Origin of the sequence: Aquaspirillum serpens DSM 68, assembly GCF_000420525.1 — a bacterium.
GTDB classification, from domain to species: domain Bacteria; phylum Pseudomonadota; class Gammaproteobacteria; order Burkholderiales; family Aquaspirillaceae; genus Aquaspirillum; species Aquaspirillum serpens.
Genome location: NZ_ATVC01000016.1, coordinates 1 through 21,845 on the forward strand (window position 1 = coordinate 1; position 21,845 = coordinate 21,845).

At 48.3% G+C, this 21,845-nt stretch carries 25 protein-coding genes and 1 pseudogene; 7 read left to right on the forward strand and 19 right to left on the reverse strand.

Going from position 1 to position 21,845, the window contains the following annotated elements; genetic code table 11:
- Window positions 1–141 (reverse strand): helix-turn-helix domain-containing protein (locus tag G465_RS16475; RefSeq protein WP_155846489.1); only part of this gene is annotated, 141 nt, incomplete at its 3' end.
- A gap of 21 nt (window positions 142–162) precedes the next feature.
- Between G465_RS16475 and G465_RS14990 the strand changes: the two are divergent.
- From G465_RS14990 to G465_RS0104745, 4 genes and pseudogenes are all read left to right on the forward strand, one after another.
- A pseudogene (locus G465_RS14990) lies at window positions 163–282 on the forward strand (IS200/IS605 family transposase); the annotation flags it as partial.
- A 233-nt stretch (window positions 283–515) separates the two neighbouring features.
- Window positions 516–1,097 carry an NAD(P)/FAD-dependent oxidoreductase gene (locus G465_RS13540; protein ID WP_052165380.1) on the forward strand — a complete coding sequence of 194 codons (582 nt, stop codon included), beginning with the start codon at window positions 516–518 and terminating at the stop codon, window positions 1,095–1,097.
- Window positions 1,098–1,111: 14 nt separating this feature from the next.
- A complete protein-coding gene (locus tag G465_RS13545; protein ID WP_022653339.1) occupies window positions 1,112–1,873 on the forward strand; it encodes a DUF1365 domain-containing protein in 762 nt (253 codons plus the stop codon).
- Entirely contained in the window at window positions 1,807–3,087 is a 1,281-nt protein-coding gene (locus tag G465_RS0104745; RefSeq protein ID WP_245556749.1) for an SAM-dependent methyltransferase, read from the forward strand. The genes G465_RS13545 and G465_RS0104745 overlap by 67 nt, the downstream gene beginning before the upstream one ends.
- Before the next feature lie 48 nt (window positions 3,088–3,135).
- Here G465_RS0104745 and adh read toward each other — a convergent pair whose 3' ends face one another.
- Window positions 3,136–4,656, reverse strand: coding sequence for an aldehyde dehydrogenase (gene adh, locus G465_RS0104750; RefSeq protein WP_022653341.1), 1,521 nt, complete (start codon window positions 4,654–4,656; stop codon window positions 3,136–3,138).
- Between the two features lie 329 nt (window positions 4,657–4,985).
- Here adh and G465_RS0104755 point away from each other — a divergent pair, with 329 nt between their 5' ends.
- A complete protein-coding gene (locus G465_RS0104755; protein WP_022653342.1) occupies window positions 4,986–6,860 on the forward strand; it encodes a sigma-54-dependent Fis family transcriptional regulator in 1,875 nt (624 codons plus the stop codon).
- Here the strand turns inward: G465_RS0104755 and G465_RS0104760 are convergent.
- Window positions 6,857–7,780 (reverse strand): LysR family transcriptional regulator, encoded by a 924-nt coding sequence (locus G465_RS0104760; RefSeq protein WP_027405174.1) that lies wholly within the window; start codon window positions 7,778–7,780, stop codon window positions 6,857–6,859. The genes G465_RS0104755 and G465_RS0104760 overlap by 4 nt on opposite strands.
- A 126-nt stretch (window positions 7,781–7,906) precedes the next feature.
- Between G465_RS0104760 and G465_RS0104765 the strand changes: the two genes are divergently transcribed.
- The gene (locus G465_RS0104765) at window positions 7,907–8,374 is read left to right on the forward strand and encodes a tellurite resistance TerB family protein (protein ID WP_022653344.1); all 468 of its coding nucleotides are present in this window, start codon (window positions 7,907–7,909) and stop codon (window positions 8,372–8,374) included.
- Between the two features lie 94 nt (window positions 8,375–8,468).
- On the opposite strand, the gene G465_RS0104770 is transcribed toward G465_RS0104765, so the two are convergent.
- From G465_RS0104770 to G465_RS16340, 4 genes are read right to left on the reverse strand one after another with little or no spacing between them, the layout of a single operon-like run.
- Window positions 8,469–10,094, reverse strand: a complete 1,626-nt coding sequence (locus tag G465_RS0104770) for a GMC family oxidoreductase N-terminal domain-containing protein (protein ID WP_022653345.1) — start codon at window positions 10,092–10,094, stop codon at window positions 8,469–8,471.
- Window positions 10,095–10,133: 39 nt separating this feature from the next.
- Complete coding sequence (locus G465_RS14995) at window positions 10,134–10,670, reverse strand: hypothetical protein (protein WP_022653346.1); 537 nt, start codon at window positions 10,668–10,670, stop codon at window positions 10,134–10,136.
- A gap of 11 nt (window positions 10,671–10,681) precedes the next feature.
- Window positions 10,682–11,332, reverse strand: a complete 651-nt coding sequence (locus G465_RS16335; RefSeq protein WP_211213676.1) for an aldehyde dehydrogenase family protein — start codon at window positions 11,330–11,332, stop codon at window positions 10,682–10,684.
- Between the two features lie 44 nt (window positions 11,333–11,376).
- Entirely contained in the window at window positions 11,377–12,102 is a 726-nt protein-coding gene (locus tag G465_RS16340; RefSeq protein ID WP_211213671.1) for an aldehyde dehydrogenase family protein, read from the reverse strand.
- A gap of 118 nt (window positions 12,103–12,220) precedes the next feature.
- Here G465_RS16340 and G465_RS13560 point away from each other — a divergent pair, with 118 nt between their 5' ends.
- Entirely contained in the window at window positions 12,221–13,432 is a 1,212-nt protein-coding gene (locus G465_RS13560) for a vWA domain-containing protein (protein ID WP_022653347.1), read from the forward strand.
- On the opposite strand, the gene G465_RS0104790 is transcribed toward G465_RS13560, so the two are convergent.
- The 12 genes from G465_RS0104790 to G465_RS0104845 form a co-directional block, all read right to left on the reverse strand.
- Window positions 13,429–14,097 carry a pseudouridine synthase gene (locus tag G465_RS0104790; RefSeq protein WP_022653348.1) on the reverse strand — a complete coding sequence of 223 codons (669 nt, stop codon included), beginning with the start codon at window positions 14,095–14,097 and terminating at the stop codon, window positions 13,429–13,431. The two genes, G465_RS13560 and G465_RS0104790, sit on opposite strands and share 4 nt — an antisense overlap.
- Before the next feature lie 3 nt (window positions 14,098–14,100).
- A complete protein-coding gene (locus tag G465_RS0104795; RefSeq protein ID WP_022653349.1) occupies window positions 14,101–14,394 on the reverse strand; it encodes a type II toxin-antitoxin system RelE/ParE family toxin in 294 nt (97 codons plus the stop codon).
- Entirely contained in the window at window positions 14,387–14,632 is a 246-nt protein-coding gene (locus G465_RS0104800) for a type II toxin-antitoxin system ParD family antitoxin (protein ID WP_022653350.1), read from the reverse strand. The genes G465_RS0104795 and G465_RS0104800 overlap by 8 nt, the downstream gene beginning before the upstream one ends.
- A gap of 96 nt (window positions 14,633–14,728) precedes the next feature.
- Window positions 14,729–15,226 carry a phosphatidylglycerophosphatase A family protein gene (locus G465_RS0104805; protein ID WP_022653351.1) on the reverse strand — a complete coding sequence of 166 codons (498 nt, stop codon included), beginning with the start codon at window positions 15,224–15,226 and terminating at the stop codon, window positions 14,729–14,731.
- Window positions 15,204–16,163, reverse strand: a complete 960-nt coding sequence (thiL, locus tag G465_RS0104810; protein WP_022653352.1) for a thiamine-phosphate kinase — start codon at window positions 16,161–16,163, stop codon at window positions 15,204–15,206. The genes G465_RS0104805 and thiL overlap by 23 nt, the downstream gene beginning before the upstream one ends.
- On the reverse strand, window positions 16,156–16,617 hold the full coding sequence (gene nusB, locus G465_RS0104815; protein ID WP_022653353.1) for a transcription antitermination factor NusB: 462 nt from the start codon (window positions 16,615–16,617) through the stop codon (window positions 16,156–16,158). Before nusB ends, thiL begins: the two co-directional genes overlap by 8 nt.
- On the reverse strand, window positions 16,614–17,087 hold the full coding sequence (gene ribH, locus G465_RS0104820; protein WP_022653354.1) for a 6,7-dimethyl-8-ribityllumazine synthase: 474 nt from the start codon (window positions 17,085–17,087) through the stop codon (window positions 16,614–16,616). The genes nusB and ribH overlap by 4 nt, the downstream gene beginning before the upstream one ends.
- 88 nt (window positions 17,088–17,175) lie before the next feature.
- Window positions 17,176–18,282, reverse strand: a complete 1,107-nt coding sequence (gene ribBA / locus G465_RS0104825; RefSeq protein WP_022653355.1) for a bifunctional 3,4-dihydroxy-2-butanone-4-phosphate synthase/GTP cyclohydrolase II — start codon at window positions 18,280–18,282, stop codon at window positions 17,176–17,178.
- Complete coding sequence (locus tag G465_RS0104830) at window positions 18,282–18,881, reverse strand: riboflavin synthase (RefSeq protein ID WP_022653356.1); 600 nt, start codon at window positions 18,879–18,881, stop codon at window positions 18,282–18,284. Before G465_RS0104830 ends, ribBA begins: the two co-directional genes overlap by 1 nt.
- Before the next feature lie 40 nt (window positions 18,882–18,921).
- Window positions 18,922–19,788 (reverse strand): mechanosensitive ion channel family protein, encoded by an 867-nt coding sequence (locus G465_RS0104835; RefSeq protein ID WP_022653357.1) that lies wholly within the window; start codon window positions 19,786–19,788, stop codon window positions 18,922–18,924.
- Complete coding sequence (locus G465_RS0104840) at window positions 19,785–21,389, reverse strand: peptide chain release factor 3 (protein ID WP_022653358.1); 1,605 nt, start codon at window positions 21,387–21,389, stop codon at window positions 19,785–19,787. The genes G465_RS0104835 and G465_RS0104840 overlap by 4 nt, the downstream gene beginning before the upstream one ends.
- Before the next feature lie 148 nt (window positions 21,390–21,537).
- A complete protein-coding gene (locus tag G465_RS0104845) occupies window positions 21,538–21,843 on the reverse strand; it encodes a P-II family nitrogen regulator (protein WP_022653359.1) in 306 nt (101 codons plus the stop codon).
- Window positions 21,844–21,845 lie beyond the last annotated feature (2 nt).

The following is a 21,845-nucleotide window of genomic DNA, read 5'->3' on the forward strand; positions in this document are numbered from 1 at the left end:
CTCGCCTTGCTCGTAGCGCTCCTTCTGCAACGCCAACGCCTTGTTGAATACGAACCGGCACGAGCCAGCGAAGCGGCGCATTTGCCGCTCCTGATGGCCGTCTGGCACCAGTTCGTATTTGAAGGCTTGAAGTCGTTGCATGAATCAATGATACTTTGGTCTATGAGAGATGACAACGATATTAGGCGCAGTCGGCACTGCGTGTTCAAGATGCACGTCCATTTGGTCTTTGTGGCGAAGTATCGCCGCAATGTGTTCGACGGCTACGCCGTCCGGGCTATCCTTCCCCGCCCTGAACGGCGGGGCTTGTTGCGCACCGGGCTATCCTTCCCCGCCCTGAACGGCGGGGCTTGTTGCGCACCGGGTCAAAACCATGGTTTGCTACAAGTCTCTGATCGGCCGCAATGGAAGACCGTGGTGGGTGGATCACGGGTCTATGTTGAAAAAATTATTACGCAATTAACAGACAAAAAATTAAAAAACCAATAGAAAAGGTCATTAGAAACGATAAAGAAGTGTTGCTATTCCACAGCGAGGGTAGAGAAACCTTCGATCAAGTTATTTTTGCTTGTCATACCGATCAAATCTTGTTACTGCTGGCAAATCCTAGCGAAGCAGAACAAAACATCCTTTCTGCTATCTCCTACCAAAAAAACTATGCGGTTCTACATGCCGATGAAAGCTTTTTACCTAAGCAAAAACGCGCTTGGGCAGCATGGAACTACAGTGCAATGTCAGCACAACATGAAAACGAACAAGATGCGGTTATGGTGACCTATCTACTCAATCGGCTACAACCCCTCACCGTCAACACCCCAATCATGGTGAGCCTCAACCCCTATAAAACCCCAAAACACATTTTTGCCGAATTTCACTACGCCCACCCAGTATTTACCACCGAAGCAATTGCTGCACAAAGACACCTACACACGATTCAAGGGCAACAACGCAGTTGGTTCTGTGGTGCATGGGCGGGATATGATTTTCATGAAGATGGTTTAAAAGCAGGGATGGCGGTCGCACAGAGTTTAGGCGCAACAGTACCGTGGCGGCATCAAGTTCCACCGGCACACACCGGCTGCATCATTAACGACTGAAAGGAATAAAGATTATGTCAGTTAATGATGCACTGCTTTATACCGGCCATGTGTGGCACCAGCGATTATCACCACGCAAACACAGTTTTCGTTATCCATTTTGGTGGTTGGCGATTCCATTAGAAAAATGGGATGGTAAAACTAACAAAATGTCGTATGGCCTAAGCTGGCATCCAAAAAATCATGGCCCCCGTAATGGCGAGCCAATTTTGCCGTGGTTAACGGAAAAATTAACACAGAACCAACTACCAGAAATTGGCAAGATTGTTTTACATACGCAACCTAGATTATTTGGTTATGTCTTCAACCCAGTCAGTTTTTATTTTATTTACAATCTGAGCTCAGAACTGATCGCGGTATGGGTTGAAGTTAATAATACCTTTGGTGAGCATCATGATTACCTACTGCATCATGATGATTTTCAGCCGATTCGTTCTGGTGATGTTTTTGCCCAAGAAAAAAAATTTCATGTCTCACCTTTTTATCAAGTCTCAGGTTGTTATTACTTCAGATTTATTACACCCAATGAAAATCAACTGACGATTAGCATTGAGTACGATTGTGAAACTGACCGTAAACGCGCTTTTTATGCTGTGCAATCTGGTGAATGTGTTTTACTGGAAAATAAACAGTTACCGAAGCTACTTTGGCAATATGGTTGGCAAACCGTATTGGTTTGGTTGCGGATTCATTGGCAAGCAATGAAACTGTGGCGCAAAAAAACCCCTTTTTATGGCAAAAAAGGTCATATGATTTCTTCTGTGGAGAATTCCTAATGAGTGCATCAACATTAACCGCTGTTGAGATGAGCCACATTCCAGCCCACAGACGCTTTTTGTTCAATTTATTACAGCACATTCAAATTGGCTCTCTTGATTGCTATACCCCCAACGGCGAGCACCTATTATTTTCTGCCGCTGAACCTGGGCCACATGCTGTGGTGTATATCGGTGATTGGCGTGCAGTGAGTAAAATCATTACTCAGGGTGATATTGGTTTGGCGGAAGCTTATCGAGATGGCTGGATTGATTCTGATGATTGGACTCAGCTGTTATTGCTTGCGCTATTAAATGAAAAGATTTTATCGCCACTGATTGAAGGTAAATGGTGGCATAAATTGGGCTATTGGCTAAAACATCTTACCCGAGCCAATACCTTACGCGGTAGCCGGAAAAATATCCACGCTCACTATGACTTAGGTAACGATTTTTATCAGCTATGGCTAGATAGCTCGATGAGCTATTCTGCAGCAATGTATCATGGCAATCACAAAACCCCGCTTACAACTGCACAAATCAATAAATATGATCAAATATTGCAACAACTTAACCTGACTCAAAATAGCCATATTTTGGAAATTGGCTGTGGGTGGGGTGGTTTTATGGAGTACGCCATTGAAAAAACCGGCTGTCGTATTGATGGGTTGACGCTATCAACTGAACAAAAAGTGTGGGCAGAACAAAGATTAGCCGCCAAAGGTTTTGCTGACCGTGGAAAACTTCAATTAACCGATTACCAAAAAATAAAACAACAATACGACCACATCGTATCTATCGAGATGTTTGAAGCAGTTGGTGAGCAATATTGGAAAATTTATTTCCAAAAAATAATGGAATGCCTTAAACCAGAAGGAAAAGCAGTTATTCAAACTATTACTATTGAAGATGGAAAATTTGAGTCGTACCGGAAAAATACCGATTTTATCCAGCAATATATCTTTCCGGGTGGAATGTTGCCTTCGGTAGAAAAATTTATTGCTCATGCGCGGCTACATGGCTTTACCACCAGCAAACCCATTTTATTCGGCCAAGACTATGCAGAAACCTTGCGTAGATGGCAGCATAATTTTGAAAATAAGTTAGCGATGGTGAAAAATTTAGGTTTTGATGATGCGTTTATCCGGCTATGGCGGTTTTATCTTGCTTATTGTGAGGCGGGATTTATCTCTGGACGTACTGATGTAATGCAAATTACCCTGAAAAGAAGCTAAAAAATAGCCCTTGCCATATGCAAGGGCTATTTGCCTAATCGTAATTGATTAGAAGAAACCAAGCGGTTTCGGGCTATAACTCACCAACAGGTTTTTCGTCTGTTGATAATGATCTAACATCATTTTGTGCGTTTCACGGCCAATTCCCGACTCTTTATAACCGCCGAAGGTGGCATGAGCTGGATAAGCGTGATAGCAGTTTGTCCATACGCGGCCCGCTTTAATGCCACGGCCCATGCGATAAGCTGTATTGCCATCACGACTCCACACTCCAGCACCTAAGCCATAAGGTGTGTCATTAGCGATTGCCAATGCTTCTTCTTCGGTGCTGAAAGTTGTCACGGCTAACACTGGGCCAAAAATTTCTTCTTGGAAAATCCGCATCTTATTATGGCCTTTGAACAAGGTCGGTTGGATATAGTAACCACCGGCCAATTCGCCATCCAAATGCGCACGATCACCACCAATCAAACACTCGGCTTGTTCCTGACGACCAATTTCTAAGTAAGCCATGATTTTATTCATTTGCTCTTGCGAAGCTTGTGCGCCCATCATGGTCTCAGTATCGAGAGGGCTACCTTGTTTAATCGCCCGCACCCGTGCCAGTACACGTTCCATAAAGCGATCGTAAATTGATTCATGAATCAGCGCCCGACTTGGGCAGGTGCACACTTCGCCTTGGTTGAAAGCAAATAACACCAAACCTTCGATTGCTTTATCAAAGAAATCATCATCTTGTGCCGCGACATCAGCAAAGAAAATGTTAGGCGATTTACCGCCAAGCTCTAACGTCGCTGGAATCAAACTTTGGGCAGCAGCTTGTGCGATAACACGGCCGGTGGCGGTGGAACCTGTGAATGCAATTTTGGCAATCCGGCGGCTGGTCGCCAATGGCATCCCCGCTTCACGTCCTAAACCGTTAACAATGTTCAACACCCCAGGTGGCAGCAAATCAGCGATCAACTCCATCATCACCAAAATACTGATCGGGGTTGATTCTGCTGGTTTAAGCACCACGCAGTTACCTGCGCCGAGTGCCGGTGCCAATTTCCACGCGGCCATCAGAATCGGGAAGTTCCACGGAATGATCTGCCCAACCACCCCCAGTGGCTCATGGAAATGATAGGCGATGGTGGTTTCGTCAATCTCAGAAATTGAACCTTCCTGCGAACGCAAGCAACCAGCAAAATAACGGAAGTGGTCAACTGCCAGCGGAATATCCGCATTCAGGGTTTCGCGAATCGCCTTGCCGTTATCGACGGTTTCAACATAGGCCAAGCATTCGAGATTGGCTTCAATACGATCGGCAATTTTGAGCAAGATATTAGAACGCTCTGCCGGTGAGGTTTTGCCCCACTTTTCTGCAGCAGCGTGGGCGGCATCCAATGCCAATTCGATATCATCAGCGCCGGAACGGGCGGCTTTGGTGTAGGGTTGGCCGGTGAGGGGAGTAATCACATCGAAATATTCGCCACGAACCGGTGGTGTCCACTTGCCATTGATAAAGTTGTCATAGTGGGTTTTGTACTGATGTTTTGCGCCGGTGGTACCAGGTAAGGTGTAAATCATGCTCAATCTCCTCGTTGTTATAAAACCGACGAACCGTCGATTGCTCTATCAGTATCAAGCACTGTGCCAACTCGGAAAAAGAAGCTAGTGTTTTGTTTTTGTGAAATAAATTAAATTATTGCGGTGCGGTAATGCTGTGCAAAATGTCTCAGATTGACACACTGTCACGCAACAACTGATACACCCTTGATGGAGCAATGGGTGCAATAACTTTCACCTCTGACAGCATGGCGCTCTATACTGCCCGAATCGAAACTGTTTCCAAGAAAACAGTCGTCCTTTCTCAATCTTGAACAAGATTAGGCAGGAAAAACGAGGAGCCATCAGCCATGTTTTTAGAACTAGAAGCGTCTTTACACACCGCACGCCAATATCTCTTGTCCGATCAAGCCCTACCGCAGGGATTGATTAATGATCGCTTAGCACGCTCTTGGCTGCGCTGTGCCAAAGCGGGATTGTCACCAATTCGCACCGCAAAAGATTTACCAGCATTGCCTAGTAACCAGCTCAAGCAACGATTAGAAGAACACCAAGAATTAGTCAGCCATGCGCAACCGGTGATGGAACATCTATTTAGCCAAGTGAAGCACTCTAACAGCATGGTGGTATTGGCCGATCACAGTGGAACTCTGCTGCATGTGTTGGGTGATGGTGATTTTTTACCGAAAGCTGAACAAGTCGCCTTAGCCCCTGGTGCCTCGTGGCAAGAAAATCATCGTGGGACCAATGCCATTGGGACAGCTTTGGCCGAATACAGCCCAATTTCTATCCGAGGGGCCGAGCATTTTTTAGAGCAAAACAGCATCCTAACCTGCACCGCCGCGCCTCTTTATGACCCACAAGGCCAGATATTAGGTGTGATTGATATTTCGAGCGAAGTCCAACGCTATCATCCCCATACCGGCGGCTTGGTCAAAACTGCGGCACAGATGATCGAAAATAAATTGTTATTGTCGCGTTATCAACATGCCATGCGTTTACATCTTCATGCTCACCCAAAGGGAATTGGCACAGTAAGCGAAGGCATTATTGTGTTGTCAGAACAAGGGATTGGACATGCAGCGAATCGGGCCGCGTTGGAGATGTTGCAGCTCAGCTATATAGAGCTATCGCAGTTCCCCCTGCGCCAGTGGTTAGAACAACAATTATCCCAACACAGACATCTACACCACTTGTTACCGATGTCATTGATGAATGGTAAGACTTTATATGTGCAGGTGGTGTTGCCCAATAAACACACACACGCGACCCAAGATCAGAAAACCGTCCATGTTCAAGATGCCTTGTCTCGACTGGATACCGGCGATGAAGCCATCCACAAGCTGGTACACAAAGCGAGAAAAGTCGCCGGCACTGCGATTCCGATTCTTTTACATGGCGAGTCCGGTGTCGGCAAAGAATGGTTTGCTAAGGCAATCCATGACAGCGGCCAGCGAAAAGAAGGCCCTTTTGTGGCTATTAACTGTGCGGCATTGCCAGAGCAATTGATTGAGTCGGAACTGTTCGGTTATACCGCCGGTGCGTTTACTGGGGCGCGGCGCGAGGGCTATCGTGGCAGAATCGTGGAAGCCGACGGCGGTACACTTTTCCTCGATGAGATCGGTGATATGCCTTTGTCTCTCCAGAGTCGCTTATTGCGGGTATTACAAGAACGAGAAGTAACGCCACTTGGTGGCGGAAAAGCGGTCAAGGTCGATTTTTCTCTTATCTGTGCAACCCATCGTGATTTACCACAGGACATTGCCCACAACCGGTTTCGAGCTGATTTGTACTATCGATTAAATGGCATGGCGCTGGTGGTGCCGGCGTTGCGTGAGCGCAGTGATTTTTTGATCTTATTACGCATGATGTTGCAACAACACAGCCCAGAAAAATTTTGCACCATTGCGCCCTCGCTGCAACACGCGCTACAAAACTATTCTTGGCCGGGTAATCTGCGCCAGCTCAATAACGTAGTGCTCACCGCTGTGACCTTGTTAGAAGAAAACGAAAATCTGATTGATTGGCATCATTTGTCAGATGACATGCTGAGTGCGCTGACTATCTCTAACCAATCCAACCCAAAATCAAACACAACCACACTCAACCATCTATCGCAACAAGCGATTGAACAGGCGCTGTCTGCTTGCGGTGGTAACGTGTCACAGGCGGCGCGCCAATTAGGGATTAGTCGAAATACGCTTTACCGTCGGTTAAAAAGTTAAGCAGGCCTTTCTTCCAGATGGCTGGCAGCAGCAGCGAGTAATTGACTGACTAAAGGATGTTGCACTTTTTTGGTGGTGGCGATGGCAAAAAACTGTTCCTCCAGTCCATCCGATTTACCGAGATAACGCACGCCATAACGCCGTTGCAAATCATCATGCACCCACTCCGGTGCAGGAAACACCCCAAGCCCTTGCGCACCAAAGGTTTTTAATAAGGCACTGTCTTCAAACTCGCCAATGATATTAGGCACAATATTGTGTTGTTCTAACCACAGGTCAATCCGTAACCGCACTGCGGCATGGCGGCTGGGTAATAGCATTGGCAGTTGTGCGAGGCATTGCGGTAAAGCGTTGTCTGTGGGATTCAGGCCGAGCTGCGCTAGCAGTGATTCGGTGGCATACCACGCCAGCGCAGAACGTCCTAACTGGTGGTCATGTAATTTAAGGTTAGGATAGGCACCCAAAGCGCGATCGGCCAAGACAACATCTAATTTATGTAAGGCTAATTGTCCACACAGCTCGTCAAATTCACCCTCTTCGACGATCAATCTGATATTTGGCAATCGAATAATCGGATCGAGCAAACGGCTGACAACGATTTTGGGTAAGCCATCAGAAGTGCCTACACGTAACAAGATCTTTGCTTGTTGTGTTGCATCGCGTAGGCGTTGCGGTAATTGTTCCCCAAGCTGAAAAATCTGATCTGCCTGTTGCAGTGCCACCCGTCCTGCTGGTGTCAATTCCAAACCGCGCCCCGCTGGACGCAATAATTCATGGCCGAGTTGTTTTTCGAGTTCGCGAACTTGGGTGCTGATGGTTTGGATTGCCATGCCTAGACGATTCGCCGCCTTTCCCATTCCGCCCTCAGTTGCCACAACCCAGAAGTAATAGAGATGACGATAGCTAAAATTGTGGCTCATGGTTTTATCTTCTGTTTTTTCTGAATATTGTTTCTTTTATATCTGATTTTTTAGAAATGCGAAATGGGCTACATTTCGTCTGTCGCGTGAACAACACGCAAATCATCCACACAAGGAGAACAGACTATGCGTAGTTACCCTAAAAACAGTGAACAGTCGGTGTTGCGTTTGTTGGTGTTGGTCATGTTAGCTGATGGCCACTTGGCAAAAGAAGAATTGTCTTGGCTGAAAAACCAAAACCTGTTGCAACGCCTCTCCAACTCACCAGATGCTTGGGAAACTGTGTTAAATGGCTTTTGTGAAGACCTGAGCTACCAACACAATCTCTCTTGGACTGAAGCATGTTCTTTAGACAACCAAACGCTGAAAAGTCTGTTGCAAGAAGTCGATGATACCGACCTACAAACAGAAGTCTTTAAACTGGCTGTTCATCTTATCGCAGCAGATGAATACATCAGCGAAAAAGAATTCTTTGTCTTACGGGCGATGTCCACCCAATGGCGTATCGACCACCGAGCGATTTTGCAACATAACCAACGCAGCACCCTATCGCAGGAACAACAAAATGTTGTTGCATTGAGCTTAACTTCTTAACTTAAGACAGATGGCGGAAAGGCAGGGCAATCGATGGAATTTTTATTCCAGCTCTTTATCGGCTACCCGATATGGGTATGGCTCATGTTCTTTTTTATGGACTATCGGGAATCAGCGAAACCGTTTTGCCAGTTAATTCCCGCGCTAAGCGGGTGGTATTGCGCACCGCGAGGGCATAGACCGACAACTGAGGATTAGTACCGACACTGGTCGGAAAAATTGAACCATCGATCACCGACAAATTATCGACCTGCCAATGGCGGCCATAACTATTGACCACGCCTTGTTCTTCTCTTGCACTCATGGCACAGCCGCCCATCACATGAGCACTGACTAACTTGGCTTGAAGAATGGCTAACGGCAAATCGGCAATTGCCTGTTGTGCAGCTTGCCACGAAGGATAAGGTTCGGCTGCCTCATGAATCGGTAACACAGATTTCGCGCCAGCAGCGAATTGAATTTCTGCCATGCTTAACCACGCACGCCGCACCCCATCCCACAACGTATCTGTCATCACATAATCTAACACCGCTGAACCATCGGCGTTCAAGATAACGTGTCCCCCTTTGCTGTCAGGATGAAAACCATCACGCATTAGGGCAATCATGACATGAAGATGAGGGTATTGCTGCATCAGCTCGGCGTGTCTTTCTCCATGCCCCTGCAAAGTGACTGAGGCAAGAAGGGGATGCACCGGTGGTACTTCCAACTTGTAGCCAATCGGCCCATCAATCTCATCACGGTGCAAAAAGTGATCGGAATAAACCGTTTGTGGTGCGCCTTGCCAAGCTTCGACCTTATTCGGCATCACAGCGGCAGACAGGCACACCGGATGCAAAAAGGTTCTTTTACCTAATTGGCTGTAAGGGTCGGGAAATTGGCTGCGCAATAGCAAAGCCGGTGAGCCAATCGCCCCTGCCGCAACGATAAAGTGCTTTGCCCGAAACAGAACCGTGTGCCCTGGTTTGGGAATGCGACCATCGGTACCGTGCATTGCCACCGCCCGTAAGACTTCCACTTTGCCTTTGCGCTCAATAAACCGCTGGGCACGTAGGCGAGTGTAAAGTGTTGCGCCTGCCGCTAGCGCCGCCGGAATGGTGGTGGTCAACATCGAGCGTTTAGCATTGGTGGGACAGCCCATGCCGCAGTAACCAAGATTCCAACAGCCTCGGACATTGCGCTTGACTCGTCCCACGCTCAGCCCCAATTTTTTACAACCTCGCTCTAACACCACATTATTCGCATTGGGATCTGCCTGCCACGGCCGAATATCCAAATAGCTTTCTACCTGTTCAAACCAAGGTTTGAGTTCGATCGGGCTGAATTCGCGCATATCCAACCGATCACGCCAATAGGTCAATGTTTCTGCGGGTGTCCGAAAGCTGCTGGTCCAATTGACCGTTGTTGAGCCGCCAACCGTCCGCCCTTGCAGGATGGTAATTCCCATATCACGGGTTTTTTGTGCGGCAGCTTGTTGATAGAGTTGTGAATAAGCATTGGCTTCATTCATATCGAAATCGATAGACGTTGCCAATTGTCCTTCTTCAATGATGGCAACGTGCAACCCTGCTTCGGTTAGCAATTTGGCCGCCATGCCTCCACCGGCACCCGAGCCGACAATCACAACATCGTATTCTGCCTCTAGTGTGCCGGGTAATTCGGCTGCATCAATCACGCGCCAGCCAGCTGATAGTCCACTACGATAAGGATCTGGTGTCACAGTGTGTTTCCCCTTGCTGAATCTATTTTTCGTTATTTTTTATTTTTTGAGGTGAGGCGGCCCAGGATAGCCAATGTGTGGCCACGTTTGTTTATCGGCATACCAAGCAGCAAGAATCACAGTTTTTAATCCTTGATAGCCTGCCCGTAGATGGGTGAGCGAACTATGGCGCCAGTCTTGTAAAAACGCCTCGACTTCTTGCCGTGTTGCTTCTTGCCATGGATGAGAGACCCCAGCAATCACATGACGAAATAAGCGTTTACGTAACGCTTGCAACAACAAATTAAGCGATTCTTGTTGTTCATGGGCAAGGTTGGCTAACACCCCATCCAGTTGATGCAAGAATCGCTCTACATGCTGCCGTGGCATCGAGGCCGGCCATAAGGGATGTAATACCGCCGGTGCTAAGGCAAGCCAAAATGCTTGCTGCTGCGGTTGGAGTATTTGCCACCCGCCATCAGGTGGTGGAAATTGTGCAGGATGTGGTGGGTCATCCCACGTAGTCATCAAGCTGCCAGCGCCAGCAATGACAACCGATGCAGCCCCCCACTGTAGGAAACGGCGCCGAGTAACCATGCCTCTCCCCTTTATTTGCGTAACATCAGACGTAGTAATGTATTGACCAGTTTGCCATAGGGCGGACTTAACCACGGTAAGGGAGAATAGCGTCCAACCTGAAAAATGGGTTTCAATTTACTAAAGGTTAAAAACCCTTCATAACCGTGATAGTGTCCCATGCCTGACGCACCAATGCCCCCAAACGGTAAATCATCCTGTGCCACGTGTAAAACAGTATCGTTAATTGTCACCCCGCCACTGTGCGTATGCTGCAGGAAATGTTGAATTCGTTTTTGGTTACGATCAAACAGATATAACGCCAGTGGCCGAGGTTGCGCCTGTAAGGAAGCTAGCACTTCTTCTTCACTGCGATAAGCCACCACCGGCAAAATCGGCCCAAAAATTTCTTCTTGCATGATCCGCATCGTCGGGTGGGTATGGCGAACTAAATAGGGGGGCAGTTTTTGGCTGGTGTGGAAATCTTCCCCAAGAGGGTTAATTTCTATCACCTCTGCCCCTTGCTCAACCGCTTCAGTCAGTAAACTTTGTAAACGCTGTTTGTGATGAGAATGAATGATGGCTGTGTAATCGGGGTTATGTTGCAACTGGGGATAGTAACGACACACCGCACGTTGATAGTGTTCTAAAAAAGCCTCTTGTTGGCTATCGTGTACCCACACATAATCTGGCGCAACACAGGTTTGCCCTGCATTGAGTAATTTCCCTACTTCCCTACCGCAATCCGTTCTGCGGCGTGGGCAATGTCTGCCTCTGGCGCAATAAAAACTGGAGACTTGCCGCCAAGCTCTAAGGTAATCGGCGTCAGATTTTCGGCGGCAGCCTGCATCACTTTATGCCCCACTGCGGTGGAGCCAGTAAAAAACAGATGATCCCACGGTTGTCGGGCAAACTCAGCGGCAACAGCAGCATCGCCGGTGATAATCGCCACCTTGTCCTCACTAAAGTAACGATGAAATGCTTGTTGTAAAACGATTGCTATCTGTGGGGTGTATTCCGAGAGTTTTAACATCGCTCGATTTCCTGCCGCTAACGCAGCCACCAACGGGCCAAAACTCAAATAAAGCGGATAGTTCCACGGCACAATAATCCCGACCACGCCCAAGGGTTGTGGCATCACTCGTGCACTAGCAGGTTGAAACCATAGCGAGACATGGCGCTTTTCGGGTTTTATCCAGCGAGGTAAACGCTTTTTTGCATCTTTAATCGCCTGTAAACTGGGAAAAATCTCCGCCAACTGTGTTTCAATCTCACTGCGGTGACTGAAGTCGGCGGCCAACGCCTGTTGTAACGGCTGTTGATATTCCAGCAGTAGTTGCGCCAAAGAGGTTAAATCACCTTGCCGCTGAGCAAGCGAAGGATAAGGCTGTTGACGGGCGGCGAGTTGCTGTTGTGCAAAACACTGCCGCAACCGAATAAAATCCGATTCCATGGTTTCCTCGTGAGATCAAAACGAATCATCTGTTATTGTTATCGCGGCTTGTCTAGTTTGAGACAAACAAGCGTTTTAATGAACTTAACTGCTCTCTTTCAGAAAAGCAACGTGCGCCATGTTGATTGATTTTTTTCTTGCCCTACGTCAGGCCGCGATCCCCGTCAGCCTAAAAGAATTTTTGCTGTTGCTACAGGCATTGCAAGCGCGGCTGGCTTTTGCCTCCATCGACGAGTTTTACTACCTCAGCCGAACCCTGTTAGTGAAAGATGAAAAATGGTTTGATCGTTTTGACCAAGTATTTGGGCAATACGTCCACGGCATTGAAAGTACCCTACAAGATTTAAAAACCGCCATTCCAGAAGACTGGTTGCGTAAACAGGTTGAGAAATTTCTGTCAGAAGAAGAGAAAAAAGCACTCGAAGCGTTGGGCTTCGATGAGCTGATGCGGCGTTTACAGGAACGTTTAGCAGAACAGAAAGAACGCCATCAAGGGGGCAATAAATGGATCGGTACCGGCGGCACCAGTCCTTTCGGTGCCTATGGCTACAATCCAGCCGGTGTCAGGATTGGGCAACATGAATCACGCCATCGCCGTGCGGTTAAAGTGTGGGATCAGCGTGAATTTCGTAATTTAGATGACCAAGTTGAACTTGGCACACGCAATCTCAAAGTGGCGCTGCGCCGCTTGCGCGAATTTGCTCGCGAGGGAGCGGCGGAAATTTTGGATTTGGATGCCACCTTACGCGCCACTGCCAGACAAGGCGGATTCTTAGATTTACAGTTTGTGCCGGAATTGCACAACACGGTGAAGGTATTGGTGTTGTTTGATATTGGTGGTTCGATGGATGACTACATCCATACCTGTGAAGAACTTTTCTCGGCAGTCCGAAGTGAATTTAAGCACCTCGAAACCTATTACTTCCACAACTGCGTGTATGAAAAGCTGTGGCGTGATAATCAACGTCGGTGGCAAGAAACCGAGTCAACTTGGGATGTGTTGCATCGTTTAGGGCAAGATTGGAAATTGATTATTGTCGGTGATGCCACGATGAGCCCATACGAAATCCTCTATCCCGGCGGTAGTGTTGAACACCATAACCAAGAGGCCGGCTCAGTCTGGTTAGGGCGCTTGTTAAGTCATTTCCGACATGCGGTATGGTTAAATCCGGTAGCAGAACCGATTTGGGACATGACAGGTTCGATTCGTCTCATTAAAGAAGCGATGCACAACCGCATGTTTCCCCTGACAGTGGAAGGGTTAGACCGCGCCATGCGCCAGCTCCGCCACGGTGCGACACCGCAGCAGGCCACACCTATACCGAGTTAAAACTCACAGGGGGCAACACAGCTTATTTCATATTGCTGTTTAGGATGCTGAAACTGGAGAAACTCGGCGTGAAGCAGTAAGCGTGGGCTGGCTAATTGCACCTCTGTCGGCGCATAAAAACGATCACCGATAATCGGATGCCCTAGCGCCAGCATGTGAACCCGTAATTGGTGTGAGCGTCCGGTGACAGGATAGAGTGCGACACGGGTGCGAGTGTCATCCTGTGCTAAGACACGGTATAAGGTTTGTGAGGGTTTGCCGTGTTCGAAGCAGACTTTTTGCAACGGGCGTCTTGGCCAATCACAAATCAATGGCAGATCCACTTCCCCCTGTTTTGAAGGTAATAGCCCCGACACTTCAGCGAGATAGCGTTTTTTGGTTTGCCGTTGTTGAAATTGAATTTTTAAGCTGCGTTCGCAGTTTTTGTTCAGGCTAAATAACAAAATGCCCGAGGTATCCATATCTAAACGGTGAACCAGTTCTGCGGTTGGATATTGTTGTCTGACACGCGACCATGCGCTGTCATAGTGGTTAGGATCGCGGCCAGGTTGCGACAGCAAACCCGCTGGTTTGTTGATGATGACAAAGTCTGGATCGATGTGGAGCCATTCTAGCGGTGCCGAGGGCGGCGCATAGATAAATGGCTCAGTATTCTGTGGCAACATTTTTTATGAGAGATGACGAGCTGCGTCCATACGTTCGTGCAGAATCCGAATAATTGCAATGCCGTAGGTTGTTAAACGAAAGTAAATTGTGTGACGTTCAACATTCTGACGACGATAGCCCGAACGAATATAGTCGCAAGCAGGTGCGATCTTAGGTGTCTGTGCTAACTCAGAAAAAGCCGATGTGAGCAGATCAATATAGCGATTGGCTTGTTCTATACCCCATTGTTGGTTGGTGTATAGCCAGATTGCCTCTAAATCACGCTCGGCAGCAGGGCTTAAGCGATACTCAGCCATGTTGTTGGCTCATCTTTTGTTTGAAAGCCTCTGCATTAAAGGGCTTGGGTTCGCCGCTGGCCTCGCCTTCAATCAACGCGGTACGAATTGCCTCCATTTCAAGGCTGCGTTCTTGCTCTCGCCGAATCAAATCACGAATAAACTCACTGTCATTCGTATAACGCCCTGTGCTAATTTGTGCTTTGATCCAGTTATCTTGCTGATCGGTCAAGGTAATGGTTTTACGAACAGTTTTCATGGTGAGTGTCCTTTTGGGTTAAACCGCATCAATATTCATACTATTGGTGCAATATAGTGTAAGTCAGCACCAATTACCAGTACCAAGAAAAGAGACTTAAATCAGATCGTTTTGTAATACGATGGTCATGACCAAGAGCGAAAAGCCTGCGGCAATCAGATCATCCAACATCACCCCGATACCACCCTTGACCCGACGATCAAGCCAGCTAATCGGCCAAGGCTTAATCGTGTCAAAAAACCGGAATACGATAAAAGCCACAGACCACGTCATGGCATTAGTCGGTAAGAAAGACAGCAACAGCCACATAGACACCATCTCATCCCACACCATGCCACCATGATCGGGATGCCCTAACGCCTTACCTGTGATCTCACAAATCCAACAACCCACCAAAAACGCCGGAATACAGGCCCATGCCAACGCCTGTTGGGTAAACCCCAACAACAAAAAAGCAGCAAACATAGGCAGGGCAAACAGCGTTCCTGCGGTACCCGGGGCAGAGGGAGCAAGGCCGCTACCAAAACCGAAAGCGATAAAATAGGCAGGATGAGAAAGGATGAAGTTCCAATCAGCTCGTCGCGAAATGGTCAAAACCGGTCCTTTCTATTGGCATCGGCTGCCCGTGTGTATCGAGCACCACCGTACCGGTATGAGCCGCTTCGACCTGACCAATACGAGAAACCGGAACCCCAACGCGATGAGCGATATCAACGATGGCTTGTCTGGCGGTGGCTGGCGCGGTGAAACACAGCTCATAGTCGTCCCCCCCTGCCAACGCCCATTCTGGTTTAAACCATGAAGCATGTTGCCATAGAGGATTAACTGGTATTTGATCCCACCACAACGTGGCGCCCAAACCACCGGATCGCTGCAAAATATGACCTAAATCCGCCAACAGCCCATCTGATACATCAATCGCAGCATGAGCGCATGACAGCAAAGCCTGACCGAGTGCCACACGTGGTTCCGGCTGTTCTAATGCCATCAGTGCATGGTGTTGCTCTGCTGGTGTAAGGGAGAGTTGTTGTTGGCGATACGTCAAGCCAATGGCAGCACAACCCACCGTACCACTCAGCCAAATATCATCACCTACCTGTGCTTGATCGCGCCGCAGGGCACAACCGTGTGGCGTTTCACCGATAATAGTGACTGATAAAGTCAACGGCCCACGCGTGGTATCACCTCCGATAACATCTACCTGATAACGGTCAGCAAGGGCAAAAAACCCCCTAGCAAAATCGGCTACCCAATCTTGATTGACCGTCGGTAAAGCGGCAGCGAGCAATACCCATTTTGGCGTTGCTCCCATCGCAGCCATATCAGACAAATTTACCGCCAGTGTTTTATGTCCCAGCTTGTACGGATCGACATCAGGGAAAAAATGCCGTCCCGCCACCAGCATATCGACAGAGACATGTAACTCATACCCCTGTCGTGGACTGAAAATAGCCGCATCATCCCCCACCCCAAGTCGAGTATGTGACACGGGGCGGGTGAAATAATGGCGAATCAGTTCAAATTCATTCATCAGCAGGCATAGCCGCAGGTCGTGGCCGACGCTGCGCTTGTTTTTCTTCGGCGCGGACTTCTGCTGCCAATTTATCTAACACCCCGTTCACAAAACGATGGCCATCCGTACCGCCAAACGTTTTTGCAATTTCAATCGCCTCGTTAATGATCACTGGCGAGGGGGTTTCTGGATGGCGCAGCAGCTCTAATGCGCCCATGCGCAGAATGGCGCGCTCAACGGGGCTGACCTCATCGGGGGCCCGTTCATAAAAACGAGCTAATGCACCATCAAGATCGCTGTGATAGTTAATCACACCGAACAACAAGGTGCGGAATAACGCTTCATCAGCTTTACGGAAGCTGTCATTTTCTTTCAAATGCGCTTCAATGGCCGAGGCAGTTAAACCATTCAGTTGCCATTGGTAAATACCTTGGACGGCAAACTCACGAGCACGGCGGCGGGCGGTTTTCATAATTCGATCAATCCTCGTTGTAAGTTGGCCATTTCCACCGCACATTGCGCGCATTCACGCGCCTTGTCTAAACGTGCCAACGCTTGCTCATCGTTTTCGGTCGTTAAAATACCGTTAGCGATGGGGATATCAAAATCGAGACCTATACGGGTGACCCCACTGCCAGACTCATTGGAAACCAGTTCAAAGTGGTAGGTTTCACCACGAATCACCGCGCCCAAAGCGATCAGCGCATCAAAACCTTCTTCTTCCATCATGGCAAGATTCTGCAACGCCAAGGGAATCTCTAATGCACCAGGTACACTTAACAAAACGATGTCAGATGGACTGACACCGAGGCGAATCAGTTCATCAAGACAACGATCGCGTAAACCATGACAGATATCTTCATTAAAGCGAGCAACAACAATGCCAATTTTAAGGCCGGTGCCATCAAAGTTTGGCGCCAGCGTAACGATATCGGAATGCATAACATTCTCCACAAGAAAAGATCAGAATAAAAAGCGGTTGTGCTCAATGGATTGGGCAGGGCACAGTGTACCCTGCTGACAACATTTGTTACAGCAACGAGCCATCAGGTAGCACATAGCCAGACACTTCGAGATGGAAGCCCGTCATGCTTGGAATTTTCAATGGTTTTGACATCAAACGCATTTTACCAACGCCCAATGTACGCAACATTTGAGCGCCAATACCATAGGTTTTTGGATCCCATTTTCTAGCAACAGCAGGGACAGTATTAGGGAAAGTGCGCGCCAGCAAATCATCTCCCGATTCTGTGCTGTGCAATAAAATCAACACACCTTGTTCGGATTGAGCGAATTTCTGTAACACCTGCGGCACGTTCCACGAATGGGAATGTTCGTCAATATCGAGCCAATCGACCACTGACAACGGCTCGTGGACGCGCACCAAGGTTTCATTTTCAGCCGTGATAGTACCCGTCACGATGGCGAGATGGGTTGCCATACTGCTTTCATCACGGAAAGCATGGAGGATAAAGTCTCCCCACGCTGTTTTCACTGGACGTTCTGCCACATGGGTAATCAAACTCTCGGTTTGACTACGGTGAGCAATCAGGTCGGCAATCGTGCCAACTTTCAAACCGTGCTCTTGAGCAAAGGCCAACAACTCTGGCAAGCGCGCCATCGTGCCATCATCGTTCATGATTTCACAAATCACTGCCGCTGGTGTTAGTCCGGCCAAACCGGCCAGATCACATCCTGCCTCGGTATGACCCGCTCGCACCAACACCCCACCGTTTTGTGCTTTCAGTGGGAAAATATGCCCAGGTTGCACAATGTCAGACGGCTTAGCATGACGAGCAACCGCTGCTTGAATCGTGCGTGCACGGTCGGCAGCGGAAATACCAGTTGATACACCCTCGGCTGCTTCAATCGACAAAGTGAAGTTGGTGCCATGCGATGAACCGTTGTTATTGACCATTAACGGCAGGTTTAACTGCTGGCAACGCTGCTCGGTCAAGGTTAAGCAAATCAACCCCCGCGCATACTTCGCCATAAAGTTAATTAACTCTGGCGTCACAAAATCGGCGGCGAGAATAATGTCGCCTTCGTTTTCTCTGTCTTCATCGTCAACCAAAATCACCATCTTACCCATGCGGATATCGGCGATGATTTCGGTCATTGGTGATAAGCCATTCATTATGCGGCACTTTCTGGTTGATACATTCTTTCCACATAGCGAGCAATCAAATCAACCTCTAAGTTGACTTTGTCGCCGGTGGTCAGGTGTTTTAAGGTGGTGTTTTGTAAAGTGTGAGGAATCAAATTGATCGAAAAACGATTACCCTCAACCCGATTGGTGGTCAGGCTCACGCCGTTGACCGTAATGGAACCTTTGGCAGCGATATAGCGTACCAGTCGCTGCGGCGCAACGATATCCAGCTCCCAGCATTCGCCAACTGGCTCAAAACGCACTACATCCCCCACACCATCCACATGGCCCGCGACCAAATGGCCACCTAAACGGTCGGCAAGACGTAGGGCCTTCTCCAAATTGACTTCTTGCCCTGCATGTTCCAAGCCGGTGGTGCAGTTCAGCGACTCACGCGATACATCAACCTGATAGCCTTTTTCGAACAGCGAAATCACGGTTAAGCACACGCCGTTGTGGGCAATACTGTCACCGAGCGCTACATCAGATAAATCTAAGTCATTGCTGGCGATGGTCAGGCGTACATCTGCACCACGCGATTCCACAGCAGAAATCAACCCAACGGCCTGAATAATTCCAGTAAACATAAGACGGGTTCCTTAATATAAGGCGGAGAGATCGCGTATTTTATGTGCTGCTACGCGCTTGTTGTTGAAAAAACTCTGCCACAAAGCGGTGTAGGATGGCTTGTTCCACTTTCTGTTTTTGGCTCGGAGGAATACCAATTCTGACCATCACCAAGGCGTGTTTTTCGTCCACAATTTGAATCGAGGCCCGAGGTTTTACCGACGGACTATCGACCATGTGCATGGCTTCCATCTTGGCCATGAACTTTTGTGCTTTTTCCATAAAAGGTTCACAAATATCGGTAGCAGCAGCCATCAAAATGGCTTCGGCCTGCAATAGATTTGCTTCTACTGCCAAGGGTACGCTAACAACGTGGACAGTGTATTCCTCGCTAAAGTCTTCACGAAACACGGTATGGGTCAATAACAGGCTGTTTGGGATAGTGAACAAGCGACCGGTCAGCTGATGGGCATGGCGGCCAGGGCCAATTTCCATCAACGTGGTACCAAACAAATTGAAGTCGATCACCCGCCCGCGTAGGTTATTGATCTCGATATGATCGCCAACAGAGTAGCACTTAGCCATGGTGCGATAAGCCGACCCGACAAAGCACATAATCATCTCTTTGCCTGAGATGGCAATGGCAGCTGCAATGGCCACCAAAGAAACAGCGACGGTTTCAATCTCGCGGAACCAAATAATCACAAACAGCAATAAGCCGATGATTAACAGCACATTGCGCAGATTGACCGCCCACCGCCGGCGAGTTTCTAAACTCAGCTGAGTTTGTCGCATCAAGGCACGACCCGCGAGGGTATTGGCAATCACTAAACTGATGACCAATACCAGAGACCGGATAATATCCGGCCCCCACTGGTTCGGCAGACTTTGTATCAGGTCCCGAATGGGAGCAGTCCATTCAATCATGACAGTTTGACAGAATGTTCTCGGGTTTCATGGAAGGCGATGTCAGGCCACCGTTCTTTGGTTAAATCAAGATTGACACGGTTGGGCGCTAAGTAGGCCAAACTACCTGCGGCATCTTCCGCCAAATTATGCACCAGACTATTTTGGAACTCATCGAATTTCTGGCGGTTATCACAACTTACCCAACGAGCCGACCAAATCGGGCATGACCCAAATACCGCCTCAACACCATATTCCGTCAACAAACGGTGAGCCACCACTTCAAACTGCAATACACCCACCGCCCCTAAAATCAAGTCGCCGCCATTCATCGGTTTGAATACCTGTACCGCACCTTCTTCCCCAAGCTGTTGTAAGCCTTTTTGCAGTTGCTTTAATTTGAGCGGGTTTTTAATGCGAACACTGCGGAATAACTCTGGTGCAAAGAAGGGAATGCCGGTAAACGCTAACATTTCCCCTTCGCTGAAGGAATCGCCAATCTGAATGTTGCCGTGGTTAGGCAAGCCGATAATATCGCCCGGCCATGCTTCTTCAACAATTTCACGATCATGCGCCATAAACGTGACCACCGAACTGGCCGCCACATCGCGATTGAGCCGCAGGTGTTTGATTTTCATACCACGTTCAAACTTACCCGAGCACACACGCAAGAAGGCAATGCGGTCACGATGTTTCGGGTCCATGTTGGCTTGAATTTTGAAGATAAAACCGGTGAATTTTTCTTCTTCTGGCGCGACACTGCGCACAGTGGCATCGCGTGGTGAAGGCGCTGGCGCCCATTCAATCAAAGAATCAAGAATTTCTTTGATCCCAAAATTATTGATGGCCGAGCCAAAGAAAACTGGCGTGAGTTCACCTGCTAAAAATTCTTCTAAAACGAAAGGATGGCTGGCAGCTTGCACCAATTCAATTTCATTGCGCAGCGCGTCCATTTCCAACGGGAAAAGTTCGTCTAACCGTGGGTTGTGCAGGCCTTCAATAATATCAAATTCGTGTGGCAGCCGTTCTGCACCTGCTTCGAACAACACCACGCGATCATTCAATAAATCGTATACACCACGGAAATTCTTTCCCATCCCAATCGGCCAAGTGATTGGGGCGCAGCGGATTTTGAGGATATTCTCGACTTCATCCAACAGTTCTAACGAATCGCGCACTTCACGGTCATACTTGTTCATGAAGGTAACAATCGGCGTATCACGCAATCGGCAAACATTAAGCAATTTGATGGTTTGTTCTTCCACACCTTTGGCGGCATCAATCACCATCAAAGCCGAGTCCACCGCCGTGAGTACACGGTAGGTATCTTCAGAAAAGTCTTGGTGACCGGGGGTGTCGAGAAGATTGACCACATGGTCGCAGTAATCGAACTGCATCACCGAGCTGGCAACAGAAATACCACGTTGTTTCTCAATTTCCATCCAGTCGGACGTCGCAAACTTGCCGGATTTTTTTCCTTTGACGGTACCAGCGGTTTGAATTGCACCAGAAAACAGCAATAGTTTTTCTGTTAAGGTGGTTTTACCCGCATCGGGGTGGGAAATAATCGCAAAGGTACGACGGCGCGCCGCTTGGCGGGCAACAGGGGAAAGCTCAGTCATCGCAAATTCATCACAGCGAGAAAAACCTAACACTTTACCAGATTTAACCGCAAACCTCGCGACTGGCAGGTTGTTAGCCAGAAAAAATTAGGGGCACACCGTGGTGCCCCCCTAAAGTCAGCCGAATATCAGCCAGCCAACATGTTCACTAAAATTTTTCTGGCCGTAGCACTTCTACTTCTTGCAAGAAAGAAATCATGGCGTAGTTCTGATAGAACTTATCTTGAATGAATTGCAAGGCTTTTAACGCAACTTCACGCTGACAAATGACTTCGACACGGATATTGGCCGCCTCACCCCAAGTGGCATCGCGCACCCCACGGCTTCCCCGTCCCCTTACATCAGACACGGTATAGCCTTTGATGCCGAGCTTCTCTAAATCCTTAAGCAAAGCATGTTCAATGGCAGCTTCGGTAATAATGGTTAACAGCGTGCGATTTTCGAGATGATCCATCG